Origin of the sequence: Escherichia sp. E4742 (assembly GCF_005843885.1) — a bacterium.
GTDB lineage: Bacteria > Pseudomonadota > Gammaproteobacteria > Enterobacterales > Enterobacteriaceae > Escherichia.
In genome coordinates this window covers 3,107,173-3,123,810 of record NZ_CP040443.1, presented here as the reverse complement: position 1 = coordinate 3,123,810, position 16,638 = coordinate 3,107,173, and the positions used below count along the sequence as shown (strand labels likewise).

The following is a 16,638-nucleotide window of genomic DNA, read 5'->3' as shown; positions in this document are numbered from 1 at the left end:
CGTGCCCTATAAAATAACGATAACTCATCACAACCTCACGCAGATCGCTACGTTTTGTGCGCTGCTTTATAGCTCCAGTTGCCTAAGTGCCGAACAGGTTGAATACGACCCTACCTTCCTGATGGGACAGAATGCCTCCAATATTGACCTTAGTCGATACAGTGAAGGCAACCCTACACTGCCGGGTATTTATGACGTTAGCGTTTACGTTAATAATCAACCTGTTACTAATCAGAGCATCCCTTTTATTGTGGTTGAAGGGAAGAAAAACGCGCTGGCCTGTATCACACAGAAGAATTTATTTCAGTTTCACATTACGCCACCAGAGACGAAAAGCGAAAAAATCGTCCTGGTTAAGCGAGACGAAACACTGGGCGATTGCCTCAACATTGTGGAAATGATTCCGCAATCCTCTGTTCGCTATGATGTGAACGATCAACGTCTGGATATTGATGTTCCCCAGGCATGGGTAATGAAGAACTATCAAAACTATGTTGATCCTTCACTGTGGGAAGATGGTATTAACGCAGCCATGCTGTCCTACAACGTCAACGGTTATCACAGTGAAAGCCCTGGCAGGAAAAATGACAGTGTTTATGCAGCCTTAAATGGTGGCGTAAACTTAGGGGCATGGCGCCTGCGCGCCTCAGGTAACTACAACTGGATGACCGACGCGAGTAGCGAGTTTGATTTTCAGAATCGGTATCTGCAACGCGATATCGCGTCACTCCGCTCGCAATTAATTTTCGGTGAATCCTATACCACCGGCGAAACATTTGATTCCGTTAGTATTCGCGGTATTCGCTTTTACAGTGACAGCCGAATGTTGCCGCCGGCATTAGCCAGCTTTGCCCCAATTATTCATGGTGTCGCCAACACCAACGCAAAAGTTACCGTCACTCAGGGCGGTTATAAGATCTATGAAACAACTGTACCGCCAGGTGCATTTACCATTGATGATCTCAGCCCATCAGGCTATGGCAGCGATCTCATCATCACAGTTGAAGAAGCCGATGGCACAAAACGGACTTTCTCACAGCCATTTTCATCAGTAGTGCAGATGCTGCGCCCTGGCGTTGGTCGGTGGGATATTAGCGCCGGTCAGGTATTAAAAGATGATATTCAAGACGAGCCTAATTTATTCCAGGCCAGTTATTACTATGGTCTGAACAACTACCTGACGGGATATACTGGCATTCAGCTTACGGATAATCACTATACCGCCGGTTTACTGGGGCTTGGCTTGAATACCGCCTGGGGTGCATTTTCTGTCGATGTAACCCACTCAAATGCCCAGATCCCTGATGATAAAACATACCAGGGCCAGAGCTATCGTCTCTCCTGGAATAAATTATTCGAACAGTCGAATACTTCACTGAATATCGCGGCTTATCGTTATTCGACGCAGAATTATCTTGGCCTTAATGATGCTTTAACACTCATTGACGAAGTGAAGCATCCTGAACAGGAGCTCAACCCACAAACCATGCGTAATTACTCGCGCATGAAAAATCAGGTTACGGTCAGTATTAACCAACCGCTGAAGTTTGAGCAAAATGATTACGGTTCGTTTTACCTTTCCGGAACATGGTCAGATTATTGGGCATCCGGCCAAAATCACAGCGATTACTCTATCGGTTACAGCAATAGTGCATCCTGGGGCAGCTATAGCATCAGCGCGCAGCGTTCATGGGTCGCAAGCGGTGAAAGTGAAGATAGTATTTATCTCAGCTTCACCATTCCTATTGAAAAACTTCTGGGGACAGAACACCGCGATTCTGGTTTTCAGAGTATTGATACTCAGTTAAATAGCGACTTTAAAGGCAACAACCAACTCAACGTCAGCAGCAGTGGTTTTAGCGAAAACAATCGTGTCAGTTACAGTGTGAATACCGGCTATACGATGAATAAATCCAGTAGTGATTTAAGTTATGTTGGTGGCTATGCCAGCTATGAATCGCCCTGGGGAACGCTGGCCGGTTCACTTTCCGCAAGTAGCGATAGTAACCGTCAATTTTCTCTCAATACTGACGGCGGTTTTGTGCTGCATCGCGGTGGTCTGACATTCAGTAATGACAGCTTCAGTGACTCAGACACCCTAGCCGTTGTTCAGGCTCCGGGGGCAAAAGGCGCGCGTATAAACTACGGTCACAGCACAGTCGATCGCTGGGGCTATGGCGTTACCAGCGCACTCTCGCCTTATCACGAAAACCGCATCGCCCTGGATATTACCGATATTGAAAATGATGTTGAATTGAAAAGTACCAGTACCGTTGCCGTACCGCGTCAGGGCTCAGTGATCTTTGCCGGTTTTGAAACAGTACAAGGACAATCCGCTATTCTGAACATTAAACGCAGCGACGGTAAAAATATCCCCTTTGCGGCAGATATTTATGATGACCAGGGCAATATTATTGGCAACGTAGGTCAGGGTGGACAGGCTTTTGTTCGCGGAATTGAACAACAGGGAAATATCCAGATTAAGTGGCTCGAAGAGGGTAACCCGGTTAGTTGCCTTGCCCACTATCAACAAAACTCACAAGCAGAAAAATTAGCACAAACAATTATTATCAATGGAATTAGCTGTCATATTCAGTAACCATAAGGGATGCAAATGATAAAAATGACACCACATAAATTAGTGATACTGATGGGATTACTATTATCACCATCAGCATTCGCTGAAGATATTAATGTTGATTTCACAGCAACGGTTAGAGCGACAACCTGTAATATCACTCTGACTGCATTAAATGGCTCTAGCGTCACAAACGATGGAAACGATAATTACACATTAAGAATACCCAACATGGGTCTGGATAAAATTGTTAATGCAGCGGCAGAAGCTCAGGCAGACTTTAAATTGGTTGCCAGTGGATGCAGTAGTGGAATCAATTGGATCGATACCACCCTGTCAGGCAATCAGTCCGGCTCCTTCCCAAAATTAATTTCCCCACTGACGTCGGATGCCTCTTCGACAACCGATTATATAGGTATGGGGATAAAGAGGCTGGGGGCAGATGATTCAACTTTTCTGGAACCAAACAGTACAGAAAAAATTCGCTGGAGTTTAACAGAAATCAATACCAGTGGTCTTGCAATGACTGTGGCACTCCGCGAGACATCGGCAGGAGAAGGTGTTCCGGGGAATTTTCGCGCTAAAGCGACATTCAATTTCACCTATGAATAATAAGGATGACAATAATGATATATAAAAAATTACGTTCTGGATTATCCATTGGTTTGGCTCTTACCGTATTTCAGTTAACCATTCCTGTATATGCGGCTACTGATAGCATTGGACTGACCGTTCTGACTACTGTAGAGATGGGAACCTGCACTGCAAAACTGGTAAATGATAGCAATCAGGACATAACTGCTGTGGAGTTTGGTGATGTTTATATTTCTGAAATCAATGCCAAATCTAAGATTAAAACGTTTAAATTACAGTTTAAAGACTGTGCCGGTATTCCTGGAAAAAAAGCGCAGATTAAACTGACTAAACGCGCAACGTGTGAAGGGACGAGTAATGATGGCCCCGGTTTTGCCAATGGTTCGACAGGCACAGGTCAAGCAAGCGCCGTTGCCGTCGAAGTCTGGAGTACGACCACTCCCGCTGTAGGAAGTGCGACACAATTTAGTTGCGTTGCGCCAGCAAATAAAGAAGTCACTATTGCAACAGCGACGGGCAATAATGTTGTGGATTACCCAATGAGTGCCCGCCTGGTAGTAGAGAAAGATAATACAGCCAGCAACGTCACCGCTGGCACATTTTCTGCGCCAGCAACATTTACTGTGACCTATAACTAACTGGCTGTGATATTCAGGTAATTACTATGCATCCCACCCAACGTAAAACGACGAACAAAACAGGTCTGTTCCTGACATTAATATTATCAATGGCTTCTCCTGCAATGGCGGGAATGGATATTGATATGACGGCCAATGTCAAAAATAGCACCTGCAGAAGCGAAATCAGCAATCAGGGTAATCTCGATCTTGGCGTCGTCGGTGTGGGATATTTTACCGGCAGTACCTCCGCTGAAGACTATCAACCCGGTGGAAAAGAATTCACTGTCACAGTAACTGACTGTGCATTTCAGGGCACCGGAGATGTCTTAACCCAGTTACATATTGACTTCAGGCCACTCAGTGGCGCGATGGCAGCAGGCTCCCGGCAAATATTTAATAACGAGAATGTTACAGGAGCCAGCAACGTCGGCGTGGTTATTTTTTCCATTCAGGACCCGGCACATATGTTCAACGTTCTGAATAACGCAGGGGTTTCTCGTTCAATCTATCCAGTGATGTCATCGGCAATAAATAATTCATCATGGAAATTTTCTACCCGAATGCAAAAGATTAATTCTTCTGTGGCAGTAACATCCGGTCAGGTAACCAGCCATGTATTAATTGATATTAATTATGAATAAATACGTGGATATTGGAAAAGAAAAATTTATGTTCAATGGAGTGACTATGAAAGCAGTCTTTCATTTTTTAACTTTTATATGCCTGCTGGTTTCAAGTGTTGCAGCAACGGCTAACACCAGTATTATCGCTGGTAATGAATCCATCACTCAAATGAGTGGTCCATCATCAGGTGGTCGGGCGACATTTCGCTATTCGGCGGGCACTAACAATCTTGTTTTTTATAAGCCAACCCAACTCGGCCCTGCGGGGGTAACTCTTCATTTTTCTCAACTGGACTCTGCGGGCGCTGATGGCGATGGTGTTCTTTATTGCAATACAAGTAGTAGTGCCAGTGGCGAACCTATGACGCTTGAAAATAAAATGGTTGATTCCGGCAAAAGTTATGGTGGGCACAAGTTATTTGAAACGACCGTACCCGGCCTCTATTACACACTAAAAATATCGAGAATCTGGTCTGCCTGGGAAACCACAGCCAGCATAAGCGAATCTTACATTGGTGACACCCCCTCAATCGTTTTCCGTTTCAATATCACCAACGCTAACCTACGGCGTGCTTGCAATGGGCAAGCAACTACAGAAGGAACATACTGGGCGATTGGTGGGATATACCAGAACCTTGATATCGAATTTTATACTGACCAAACATTTAACCCAACATCTAATCAACGGGTGGGATTAAAAACCACATCAAATTATTTATACAGTTTTAAATCCTATGGCGCGGGGCGAAATATTAGCAGTGATTATATCTATATCGATTTTAACCTGGTAAACCTCTATATTACGCTGCCAACGTGTTTTACTTCTGTGCTGACCGGCCCTACCGTCAGTGGTTCGACGGTGGATTTAGGGGAGTACACGGCTGGACAAGTATCATCAAATTCAGCGTCGCCAGTCCCCTTTGATATATCCCTGCAAAACTGTATCCGCATACGCAACATTGAAACCAAAATGACATCGACGAAAGTCGGGGTTTCCAACCAACAATTACTGGGTAATACATTAACAAGTTCAGACAAAGCCACAGGTGTTGGGGTTCTTATTGAAGGCTTACCTAATTCTGTACATTCGCAAAAGGTCATTCTCGAACCAAATAACAGCAGTTCAGTTTACAATGATTATGAATCTGAAACTGACACTAGTGGCGGTATTTACCCTGAAAAGGACCGGGGAACTTCCCAGCCTCTTCATTTCCAGGCAACGTTGAAACAAGACGGGAGCGCCCCGATTACACCGGGGGAATTTAAAGCGACCAGTACCTTCCAGATAACCTACCCTTAATTCACATAAGCCACATCGTCAGGCAACTGGCGATGTGGCTCACTAAAACGATTGCCCCCCTTTATACGGCTGATAGAATGCCAGCATATCTGGCATTTATTTATCAGGAAACGTTATGAAACCAACTACGATTTCCCTGCTGCAAAAATGCAAACAGGAAAAGAAACGCTTCGCGACCATTACCGCTTACGATTACAGTTTTGCTAAATTGTTTGCCGAAGAAGGGCTTAACGTGATGCTGGTAGGCGACTCGTTGGGTATGACTGTTCAGGGACACGACTCCACCCTACCCGTCACCGTTGAAGATATCGCCTACCACACCGCCGCCGTGCGTCGCGGTGCGCCAAACTGTCTGCTGCTGGCTGACCTGCCGTTTATGGCCTATGCCACTCCTGAACAAGCATTTGAAAACGCCGCAACTGTCATGCGCGCGGGTGCAAATATGGTCAAAATCGAAGGCGGTGCCTGGCTGGTAGAAACAGTTCAAATGCTGACCGAGCGTGCCGTTCCGGTGTGTGGGCATTTGGGCTTAACGCCGCAGTCGGTGAATATTTTCGGCGGTTATAAAGTGCAAGGGCGCGGCGATGCAGGTGACCGTTTACTCAATGACGCATTAGCGTTAGAAGCCGCAGGTGCACAACTGCTGGTGCTGGAATGCGTGCCGGTTGAGCTGGCAAAACGTATTACCGAGGCGCTGGCGATTCCGGTTATCGGTATTGGCGCAGGGAATGTTACTGACGGGCAAATCCTCGTGATGCACGACGCATTCGGCATTACTGGCGGTCATATTCCTAAATTCGCCAAAAATTTCCTCGCTGAAACGGGCGACATCCGCGCGGCTGTGCGGCAGTATATGGCTGAAGTGGAGTCCGGTGTTTACCCGGGCGAAGAACACAGTTTCCATTAAGGAGTGACGTTGTGTTAATTATCGAAACCCTGCCGCTGCTGCGTCAGCAAATTCGCCGCCTGCGTATGGAAGGCAAGCGCGTGGCGCTGGTGCCAACCATGGGTAACCTGCACGATGGCCATATGAAGCTGGTCGACGAAGCCAAAGCCCGCGCCGATGTGGTCGTTGTCAGTATTTTCGTTAACCCGATGCAGTTCGACCGCCCTGAAGATCTGGTACGTTACCCTCGTACATTGCAGGAAGACTGCGAGAAGCTAAACAAACGTAAAGTGGATCTGGTTTTCGCCCCATCAGTAAAAGAGATCTACCCGAACGGTACAGAAACCCACACCTATGTTGACGTTCCGGGGCTGTCCACCATGCTGGAAGGCGCCAGCCGCCCAGGACATTTTCGCGGCGTTTCGACCATTGTCAGCAAACTGTTCAACCTGGTCCAGCCCGATATCGCCTGCTTCGGTGAAAAAGATTTTCAGCAACTGGCGCTGATCCGCAAAATGGTTGCCGATATGGGCTTTGATATTGAGATTGTCGGTGTACCGATTATGCGCGCGAAAGACGGTCTGGCGCTCAGTTCTCGTAACGGTTATCTGACGGCAGAACAACGCAAAATTGCGCCAGGTCTGTACAAGGTTTTATGTTCGATTGCCGACAAATTGCAGGCTGGGGAGCGGGATCTCGATGAAATTATTGCCATTGCAGGGCAAGAACTGAATGAAAAAGGCTTCCGCGCCGATGATATTCAGATTCGCGATGCCGACACGTTGCTGGAAGTCACGGAAAACAGCAAACGCGCCGTGATTCTGGTAGCCGCCTGGCTTGGCGATGCTCGCCTGATCGACAACAAAATGGTCGAACTGGCGTAATACTTAACTGGCGCTACGGCTGATGGCGCCAGTTATTCATTTGCCCACGTCATTTGTCATAACACAGGTAACTTAATTAAGGCTAATTAGCTTATCAACCTCTGCAAGAGATAAATTTGCCAACTCTGCAACATCTTCCCGAGACATTCCTTTCCTCAGAAGACGCTGGGCGAATTCCTGACTTACTTCCTGTCTTCCCTGCTGAATACCCTTCTCTTCAAACCACTGCGCCAACGTCATCATAGACTCCCCTCCCGATTCCCTGTCTCTCACCACACCGTAAAACAAATCCGCTTGTTCAGTATGACCGCGTTGCAACATATAGTTTTGCATGGCAACTAACTGACTTCCGCTAGTGTACCCTTCGTCAATCAGCGTGACCAGTTGCTCCAGCAATAACATTAAGTCGCGCTGGCGAATATGTTTTTGCAATAGTTCGAGAATCGCAATCCGCCGATGTTGCATAATTTCGTCATCCGGCGTGATGGTGATATCCACCAGCGGAAAAGGGCTGTTATAGACACGCAGCGCCAGTTCTGGCGAGTAAAACATATCAAACCAGCACATTGAGAGCGGGTAAGGTGTGGCCTCGCCCTGATAAAACAGAATCGGCACCACCAGCGGCAGCTTATCGTGGTCAGCCTCCAGATGTCGGTGCATGGCGGCAATAGAGTAGCGCATCATACGAAAGGCCATTTTTTTGTCCGGCTTGCTTTGATGTTCAATCACGACATACAGATAGCCGGGACTACCCAGCATTTGCACAGAATAGAGCACGTCGGTGCTGTGCCCTTTCAGGCTCTCTTCGATGAAACTCCCCGACTCTAAATGAAGCGTGTTGAGGTCACAAAGTTCGCGTAATTCCACTGGCAAATGGATATCCAGGAAGTCGCGAGCCGTCTCCGCATGCATTAAAAATTGTTTAAATACCGCGTCATGCGGTGTGGTACTCGGTGCGTCCATCTTCCCTGCCTTCCGTGTGGCCCTGTGTGAAGGCAGTATCCAGTCAAGGCGTGCCGTCGTCAGCCAGCTCTTTGTTGTTTACCGAGCAGCGTTCAGAGAAATTTCAATTGGTTACAGGCGTTACATGGCACGCTTCGGCGCGGTACGCAAACTGCTGGTGCAAATGCCATCAGATCAGTAGACACTTATCAAAAATCGGGCAATACTGCGTGAGAATTTCCTCAAAGCAGGCACCGCCTGCTTCGTTAACGACAGGGTAGAAAGGTAGAAGTTATGATTCGCACGATGCTGCAGGGCAAACTCCACCGCGTGAAAGTGACTCATGCGGACCTGCACTATGAAGGTTCTTGCGCCATTGACCAGGATTTTCTTGACGCAGCCGGTATTCTCGAAAACGAAGCCATTGATATCTGGAATGTCACCAACGGCAAGCGTTTCTCCACCTACGCCATCGCGGCAGAACGTGGTTCGAGAATTATTTCTGTCAACGGTGCGGCGGCCCACTGTGCCAGCGTCGGCGATATTGTCATCATCGCCAGCTTCGTCACTATGCCAGATGCAGAAGCCCGTACCTGGCGCCCCAACGTTGCCTACTTTGAAGGCGACAATGAAATGAAACGTACCGCGAAAGCGATTCCGGTACAGGTTGCCTGATAATCACCCCTGCGGCTGGTTACTCACCAGCCGCGACATCGTCTCCAGCGAATCTGTTCTTAAAATATACAACCGCTTTAATAAATACGGATTATCCCCCGGTTTTACTTTACCTTTCATGGTCGTCACCGCCAGATGAAATCCGGCATCATTTGCCGCCTTTACCGCTTTGTCATTAAATCCGCCAAATGGATACGAAAGATACAAGACTCGAGGATTAAATTGGTTTAGCGCCCGGCGAGAGCGTTCGAAATCAAACAGAATATTATGCTCACTGCGGCTGAGTAATATGGGTCGGCGATATCCATCTACCCGATGCAAAAAATGAGTATGTGACTGGAAATCAAAAACATCGCTGACATCAAGCAGTTCAGAAACACTCATAAACTGCAATGACTGCGGATTCCATTTCTGTGGATGACGTTTGATGCGAGAGGTAATAATAAACGCCGTCGCCTTCATACCGTATTGTTTCAGAATGGGATATGCATAGCGACTCACTGATTTCAAGCCATCATCAAATGTCAGCACCACCGCGCGAGCCGGAAGATTCATCGAATTACGCAGATACCCTTCCAGTTGATACAAGGTTAACGTGGTATATCCACGATCGCGTAACCAGGTCATCTGGTTATTGAAAGCTCGCACCGACGTCGTGGTCGAAGTATGACGAAAACGGGTGTTCTCTTCATCGCGTAAAATATGATGGTAGGTCAATACAGGAATACCGTTATCCTGCTGCGCATCCAGTGCACTGATATAGGCCAGTCGTTCGCCAATACGAATTTGATACCAGGTTTGATTCAGGCGATCTTTTAATTTATTAATAATGGGATAACGCAAATTATCGGCCAGCACACCAAATGGCGCACTACCCGCATCAGGCGCGTTGTATATCGGAGTATCTTTCCATGTAATAAGATTTTGGTTACTCAGTGGCTTATTCAGATCCCCCAGACCATCTTCAACTTTTTGCCGCCCTTGTACAGGTTCCAGATGCCCTTTATCAATATACCCCGTAGCAAAACCAAAATTGAATTCATAATAATCGGCAGCGGTTGGGATGACCGAAATAATCTGCCCGGCGCGAATGTTGCCGACGGTTACCGTTTTGTCGCCAATTTTTCCCCAGATAGCTGCATCCTGAGTGGTTTGCATATAACGAGCGGGAAGCGCTGCGCCGACACCAAATGAAACCAGCAGCAGCAAAAAAATAATCTTTTTAATCATGAGAAAACTACCAGGCGAGAAACAGCGCCGTTAGTGTAGCAAAATCGGAATGCGATTTAATACTCGAACCAATTATGCTTGAGGACAAAGGGGGGATTTTTTTGTTGTTGGTGCCAGAGACTACTGACTTCAGGCCCACCCAGTTCGACAATTCGCTCGCGAAACTCCGCGCTGGATAACGTTTCACGGTAGGCCATCATCTGCTCAATTAACGGTAACGTGACACCAGAAATCACTTCGCAACGGGAATGTTTGTGGCTTAATAACGATGCAACACGATAAGGCGCAGCACCTGCAATATCGGTTAAAAAGATAACCCCATCGCCAGAATCTGTTTCATGCAGAGCATCGCACATCATGCGGCTGAGCATATTGGAACTTAATCCGCGCCAGAAATTCACCGCCCGGCACTGGATAAGTGCGCCATGTTTTTTTTCCAGCGCATCCAACATCTCTTGCGCCCGGTCGTCGTGACAGGTAATTACCCAACCTAACATCACCTTCCTCCTTAGCTGAAAATCAGTCTACCCTGACCATTGTTGATAAAGGGTGATAGTCGTCAAAACTCCTCTCCCCCGAATCCGGAGGAGAGGAAATCGACTTAGCTACGCAAGCCGCGCCCACGCTGGATCAGCGACCAGCAGATCAGATAAAACGCAATAATAAAAATAACCAGCACACCAAAAGTAGTAACCAGCGGCACATCATTAATGCCGAGGAAGCCGTAGCGGAATCCACTGATCATATAAACGATTGGGTTGAGATGCGACAGCCCCTGCCAGAACGGTGGCAACAAGGTCAGGGAGTAAAATACCCCGCCCAAATACGTGAGTGGCGTTAACACAAAGGTTGGCACCAGGCTGATGTCATCAAACGTTTTGGCAAACACACCATTAAGCAATCCGGCAAGAGAGAACAACACCGCCGTGAGCACCAGCGTTAAAGCGACAAATACCCACGAATGCACCTGAAACGGTACAAAGAACAGCGAAATTGCTGTCACCAGCATACCAACAAGCAGTCCGCGCGCTACGCCACCGCCGACATATCCGGCAATAATGACGTGAGTCGGAACCGGAGCGACCAACAGTTCTTCAATATTACGCTGGAACTTGGCGCCAAAAAATGATGAAGCGACGTTGGCGTAGGCATTGGTGATCACCGACATCATGATCAGACCCGGAACAATAAACTGCATATAGCTGAAGCCATGCATATCGCCAATACGCGAACCAATCAGGTTACCGAAGATGATAAAGTAAAGGGTCATGGTGATAACCGGTGGCACCAGCGTCTGTATCCAGATACGCATAAAGCGATGGATCTCTTTCGCCCAGATGCTTTTTAACGCCACCCAGTAAAGATGCATCATGCGCGATCTCCTTGTTTTTCATTAACCAGTGAAACAAACAACTCTTCCAGACGGTTAGCTTTGTTACGCATACTTAATACCTGAATGCCCTGCTCACTTAACTGCGTGAATACGCTGTTGATCCCCTGCTCACGCAGCACTTCAACTTCCAGCGTGGCGGTATCCACCAGTCGATACTGATAGCCATCGAGTTTCGGTAACGGGCTTTTCGGTGCGAGATCGAGAATAAAGGTTTCTGATTTCAGCTTTGCCAGCAGTGCCTTCATCGAGGTATTTTCCACCAGTTCGCCGTGCTGAATAATGCCGATATTGCGGCACAGCATTTCTGCTTCTTCCAGGTAATGCGTGGTAAGAATGATGGTGGTGCCTTTGTCGTTTAAATCCTTCAAAAAGCCCCACATTGAGCGACGAAGTTCGATATCCACGCCTGCCGTTGGCTCGTCAAGAATCAGCAGTTTAGGTTCATGCATTAACGCACGGGCGATCATTAAACGACGTTTCATCCCGCCCGATAACATGCGCGCACGTTCGTTGCGCTTTCCCCACAAATCGAGTTGCTTAAGATACTTTTCGCTGCGGATGTACGCTTCTTTGCGCTCTACACCGTAGTACCCCGCCTGATTCACCACAATTTGCTGTACGGTTTCAAACGGGTTGAAGTTAAATTCCTGTGGCACCAGTCCCAACTGACGTTTAGCGTTGACGACATCTTTTTCAAGATCGTAACCAAATACGCTGACCCGCCCGGAGGTTTTATTTACCAGAGAGCTGATAATACCGATAGTGGTTGATTTTCCGGCACCGTTCGGCCCGAGAAGCGCATAAAAATCACCCGCTTCGACTTGCAAATCTATTCCACGAAGCGCCTGAACGCCGCCTGGATAGGTTTTTTTAAGCTGTTGAAGTTCCAGTGCAATGGTCATAAATTTTTACTTACCTTACGTTCTTACACTTTATCTGTGGTTTAAATCGTCCCGGAGTTGCCCTATATTAGCCAAACGTAATTATTTGGTTACAGGTCGTTAACCTCCATGAAAGACATAGATACACTCATCAGCAATAATGCACTATGGTCAAAAATGCTGGTGGAAGAGGATCCCGGGTTTTTTGAGAAACTGGCACAAGCGCAAAAACCGCGCTTTCTATGGATTGGATGTTCCGACAGTCGCGTTCCTGCAGAACGTTTAACCGGTCTTGAGCCGGGCGAACTCTTTGTTCACCGTAATGTTGCTAACCTGGTTATTCACACCGACCTGAACTGCCTTTCCGTGGTTCAGTATGCAGTGGATGTTCTCGAAGTTGAACACATTATTATCTGTGGCCACTACGGTTGCGGCGGCGTACAAGCCGCAGTTGAAAACCCGGAACTGGGGCTTATCAACAACTGGCTGCTGCACATCCGCGATATCTGGTTCAAACATAGCTCATTGCTCGGCGAAATGCCGCCGGAACGTCGTCTGGATACCCTGTGCGAACTGAACGTCATGGAACAGGTATATAACCTGGGTCACTCCACCATTATGCAATCAGCGTGGAAACGCGGGCAGAAAGTCACCATTCACGGCTGGGCTTACGGCATTCACGACGGCTTGCTGCGTGACCTGGATGTCACAGCCACCAACCGCGAAACCCTGGAGCAACGTTACCGCCACGGGATTTCCAACCTCAAGCTGAAGCACATCAACCACAAATAAATTCGCTATGCCGGATGCAACACATCCGGCAAATCCGCACTTACTCGTCCAGCAGAATCACTTTGCCGATATACGGCAGATGGCGGTAACGCTGTGCGTAATCAATGCCGTAACCCACCACAAACTCATCCGGGATCGAGAAACCGATAAATTCTACCGGGACGTTCACTTCACGACGGGACGGTTTATCCAGCAGCGTACAAATCGCCAGCGACTTCGGTTCACGTAGGCTTAAGATCTCACGCACTTTCGACAGTGTATTCCCCGAGTCGATGATATCTTCAACAATCAGCACGTCCTTGCCACGGATATCTTCATCCAGATCTTTGAGGATTTTCACATCACGGGTGGTGGACATGCCGCTACCGTAGCTGGAGGCGGTCATAAAATCGACTTCATGAGATACCTGAACTTCACGGCACAGGTCCGCCATAAACATAAATGAGCCACGCAGCAGACCTACCAGCACCATATCGCTGCCGCTGTCTTTGTAACGCTCAGTAATCTGACGACCCAGTTCGGCGATACGCGCTTTAATCTCCGCTTCGGGGATCATTACTTCTACAGTATGTTTCATATCTCTAACCATATGATTTAAAAACAAATCACTTCGCACGGGCGGGATTCAGCACCGCAACAAAGCGCAAGACATGCAGTATACCAGTAAAACTATTCATTCGCGGAATCTGTTAATAAAGCTCAAATTGTGATGACGATCACACATGTTAAAACCTATAATTAATTGCTACTAAAATATTAATGAATTGAAATGGTGTCTCTTTATGGCAATTAACAATACAGGCTCGCGACGATTACTCGTCACGCTAACAGCCCTTTTTGCAGCGCTTTGCGGGCTGTATCTACTTATTGGCGGAGGCTGGCTGGTCGCGATTGGCGGCTCCTGGTACTACCCTATCGCAGGCCTTGTGATGCTCGGCGTCGCCTGGATGCTGTGGCGCAGTAAACGTGCCGCGCTTTGGCTGTATGCGGCTCTGCTGCTCGGCACCATGATTTGGGGCGTCTGGGAAGTTGGTTTCGACTTCTGGGCGCTGACTCCGCGCAGCGACATTCTGGTCTTCTTCGGCATCTGGCTGATCCTGCCGTTTGTCTGGCGTCGCCTGGTCATTCCTTCCAGCGGCGCAGTTGCCGCGCTGGTGGTCGCACTGTTGATTAGCGGTGGTATCCTGACCTGGGCCGGATTTAACGATCCGCAGGAAATCAACGGCACCTTAAGCGCCGATGCCACACCAGCAGAAGCCATCTCCCCCGTTGCCGATCAGGACTGGCCTGCCTATGGTCGCAATCAGGAAGGTCAACGCTTTTCGCCGCTGAAACAAATTAACGCCGATAACGTCCACAACCTGAAAGAAGCCTGGGTATTCCGCACGGGCGATGTGAAACAGCCGAATGACCCGGGCGAAATCACCAATGAAGTGACGCCAATTAAAGTGGGCGACACGCTTTACCTGTGTACCGCTCACCAGCGCCTGTTTGCGCTCGATGCTGCCAGCGGCAAAGAGAAATGGCATTACGATCCTGAGCTGAAAACCAACGAGTCTTTCCAGCACGTAACCTGTCGTGGCGTCTCTTATCATGAAGCCAAAGCAGAAACCGCTTCGCCGGAAGTGATGGCGGATTGCCCGCGTCGTATCATTCTTCCAGTGAATGATGGTCGCCTGATTGCGATTAACGCTGAAAACGGCAAGCTGTGCGAGACCTTCGCCGATAAAGGCGTGCTCAATCTGCAAAGTAACATGCCGGACACGAAGCCGGGTCTGTATGAGCCAACTTCGCCGCCGATTATCACCGATAAAACCATCGTAATGGCCGGTTCAGTCACCGACAACTTCTCAACCCGCGAAACGTCTGGCGTGATCCGTGGTTTTGATGTCAACACGGGTGAGCTGTTGTGGGCCTTTGATCCGGGAGCAAAAGATCCGAACGCGATCCCGTCTGACGAACACACCTTTACCTTTAACTCGCCAAACTCGTGGGCACCTGCGGCCTATGACGCGAAGCTGGATCTGGTGTATCTGCCGATGGGCGTGACCACGCCAGATATCTGGGGCGGTAACCGCACACCGGAACAGGAACGTTATGCCAGCTCGATTCTGGCGCTGAATGCCACTACCGGGAAACTGGCGTGGAGCTACCAGACCGTTCACCACGACCTGTGGGATATGGATCTTCCAGCACAGCCGACGCTGGCGGATATCACCGTTAACGGTCAAAAGGTGCCGGTCATTTATGCTCCGGCGAAAACCGGCAACATTTTTGTGCTCGATCGTCGTAATGGTGAACTGGTGGTTCCGGCCCCGGAAAAACCGGTTCCACAAGGTGCAGCGAAAGGCGATTACGTCACCCCTACTCAACCGTTCTCTGAACTGAGCTTCCGTCCGACGAAAGATTTAAGCGGTGCGGATATGTGGGGCGCCACCATGTTTGACCAACTGGTGTGCCGCGTGATGTTCCACCAGATGCGCTATGAAGGCATTTTCACCCCGCCATCTGAACAGGGTACGCTGGTCTTCCCGGGTAACCTGGGGATGTTCGAATGGGGCGGGATTTCCGTTGATCCGAATCGTGAAGTGGCAATTGCCAACCCAATGGCGCTGCCGTTTGTTTCGAAACTGATCCCACGCGGTCCTGGCAACCCGATGGAGCAGCCGAAAGATGCCAAAGGCACGGGTACGGAATCCGGCATTCAGCCGCAGTACGGTGTACCGTATGGCGTCACGCTCAATCCGTTCCTCTCACCGTTTGGTCTGCCATGTAAACAGCCTGCCTGGGGTTACATCTCGGCGTTGGATCTGAAAACCAATGAAGTGGTGTGGAAGAAACGTATTGGTACACCGCAGGACAGTATGCCGTTCCCGATGCCCGTTCCTGTGCCGTTCAATATGGGGATGCCGATGCTGGGCGGGCCAATCTCCACGGCAGGTAACGTGCTGTTTATTGCCGCGACGGCGGATAACTACCTGCGTGCTTACAACATGAGCAACGGTGAAAAACTGTGGCAGGGTCGTCTACCAGCGGGCGGTCAGGCAACACCGATGACCTATGAAGTCAATGGTAAACAGTATGTGGTGATCTCCGCAGGCGGTCACGGTTCATTTGGTACGAAGATGGGCGACTATATTGTGGCTTATGCGCTGCCGGATGATGTGAAGTAAGACTTGCTCAGACTACTGACAACGTGCGCTTTGTTCATGCCGGATAAGGCGTGAACGCCTTATCCAG

16 protein-coding genes are annotated in these 16,638 nt (G+C 48.6%); 10 read left to right on the top strand and 6 right to left on the bottom strand.

What is annotated here, in order from left to right:
* Nucleotide 1: 1 nt before the first annotated feature.
* The 7 genes from FEM44_RS15175 (at nt 2) to panC (ending at nt 7,485) form a co-directional block, all read left to right on the top strand.
* Nucleotides 2-2,599 (top strand): outer membrane usher protein, encoded by a 2,598-nt coding sequence (locus FEM44_RS15175; RefSeq protein WP_135523797.1) that lies wholly within the window; start codon nt 2-4, stop codon nt 2,597-2,599.
* 15 nt (nt 2,600-2,614) lie between these two features.
* Entirely contained in the window at nt 2,615-3,190 is a 576-nt protein-coding gene (locus tag FEM44_RS15170; RefSeq protein WP_135523796.1) for a fimbrial protein, read from the top strand.
* Nucleotides 3,191-3,201: 11 nt separating this feature from the next.
* Complete coding sequence (gene yadL / locus FEM44_RS15165) at nt 3,202-3,810, top strand: fimbrial-like protein YadL (RefSeq protein ID WP_135523821.1); 609 nt, start codon at nt 3,202-3,204, stop codon at nt 3,808-3,810.
* A gap of 26 nt (nt 3,811-3,836) precedes the next feature.
* On the top strand, nt 3,837-4,433 hold the full coding sequence (locus FEM44_RS15160; protein WP_135523795.1) for a fimbrial-like protein: 597 nt from the start codon (nt 3,837-3,839) through the stop codon (nt 4,431-4,433).
* A 46-nt stretch (nt 4,434-4,479) separates the two neighbouring features.
* Entirely contained in the window at nt 4,480-5,715 is a 1,236-nt protein-coding gene (locus FEM44_RS15155; RefSeq protein ID WP_135523820.1) for a fimbrial-like adhesin, read from the top strand.
* 115 nt (nt 5,716-5,830) lie between these two features.
* Nucleotides 5,831-6,622 (top strand): 3-methyl-2-oxobutanoate hydroxymethyltransferase, encoded by a 792-nt coding sequence (gene panB / locus FEM44_RS15150; protein WP_135523794.1) that lies wholly within the window; start codon nt 5,831-5,833, stop codon nt 6,620-6,622.
* 11 nt (nt 6,623-6,633) lie between these two features.
* Entirely contained in the window at nt 6,634-7,485 is an 852-nt protein-coding gene (gene panC, locus FEM44_RS15145; protein WP_135523793.1) for a pantoate--beta-alanine ligase, read from the top strand.
* Between the two features lie 72 nt (nt 7,486-7,557).
* Here panC and rpnC read toward each other — a convergent pair whose 3' ends face one another.
* Complete coding sequence (gene rpnC / locus FEM44_RS15140; RefSeq protein ID WP_135523792.1) at nt 7,558-8,448, bottom strand: recombination-promoting nuclease RpnC; 891 nt, start codon at nt 8,446-8,448, stop codon at nt 7,558-7,560.
* 273 nt (nt 8,449-8,721) lie between these two features.
* On the opposite strand from rpnC, the gene panD reads away from it, so the two are divergent.
* Nucleotides 8,722-9,102: an aspartate 1-decarboxylase gene (panD, locus tag FEM44_RS15135; RefSeq protein WP_000621508.1), complete on the top strand. Its 381-nt coding sequence runs from the start codon at nt 8,722-8,724 to the stop codon at nt 9,100-9,102.
* Nucleotides 9,103-9,105: 3 nt separating this feature from the next.
* Here panD and FEM44_RS15130 read toward each other — a convergent pair whose 3' ends face one another.
* From FEM44_RS15130 to FEM44_RS15115, 4 genes are all read right to left on the bottom strand, one after another.
* A complete protein-coding gene (locus FEM44_RS15130) occupies nt 9,106-10,332 on the bottom strand; it encodes a polysaccharide deacetylase family protein (RefSeq protein ID WP_135404089.1) in 1,227 nt (408 codons plus the stop codon).
* A 56-nt stretch (nt 10,333-10,388) separates the two neighbouring features.
* On the bottom strand, nt 10,389-10,829 hold the full coding sequence (locus FEM44_RS15125) for a PTS sugar transporter subunit IIA (protein ID WP_130204961.1): 441 nt from the start codon (nt 10,827-10,829) through the stop codon (nt 10,389-10,391).
* A gap of 104 nt (nt 10,830-10,933) precedes the next feature.
* On the bottom strand, nt 10,934-11,704 hold the full coding sequence (locus FEM44_RS15120; protein ID WP_064525104.1) for an ABC transporter permease: 771 nt from the start codon (nt 11,702-11,704) through the stop codon (nt 10,934-10,936).
* The gene (locus FEM44_RS15115) at nt 11,701-12,627 is read right to left on the bottom strand and encodes an ABC transporter ATP-binding protein (RefSeq protein ID WP_000150637.1); all 927 of its coding nucleotides are present in this window, start codon (nt 12,625-12,627) and stop codon (nt 11,701-11,703) included. Before FEM44_RS15115 ends, FEM44_RS15120 begins: the two co-directional genes overlap by 4 nt.
* 108 nt (nt 12,628-12,735) lie before the next feature.
* Between FEM44_RS15115 and can the strand changes: the two genes are divergently transcribed.
* Entirely contained in the window at nt 12,736-13,398 is a 663-nt protein-coding gene (can, locus tag FEM44_RS15110; RefSeq protein ID WP_000651596.1) for a carbonate dehydratase, read from the top strand.
* Nucleotides 13,399-13,438: 40 nt separating this feature from the next.
* Here can and hpt read toward each other — a convergent pair whose 3' ends face one another.
* The gene (gene hpt, locus FEM44_RS15105; RefSeq protein WP_000683335.1) at nt 13,439-13,975 is read right to left on the bottom strand and encodes a hypoxanthine phosphoribosyltransferase; all 537 of its coding nucleotides are present in this window, start codon (nt 13,973-13,975) and stop codon (nt 13,439-13,441) included.
* Nucleotides 13,976-14,180: 205 nt separating this feature from the next.
* Here hpt and gcd point away from each other — a divergent pair, with 205 nt between their 5' ends.
* Nucleotides 14,181-16,571, top strand: a complete 2,391-nt coding sequence (gene gcd / locus FEM44_RS15100) for a quinoprotein glucose dehydrogenase (RefSeq protein WP_135523791.1) — start codon at nt 14,181-14,183, stop codon at nt 16,569-16,571.
* Nucleotides 16,572-16,638 lie beyond the last annotated feature (67 nt).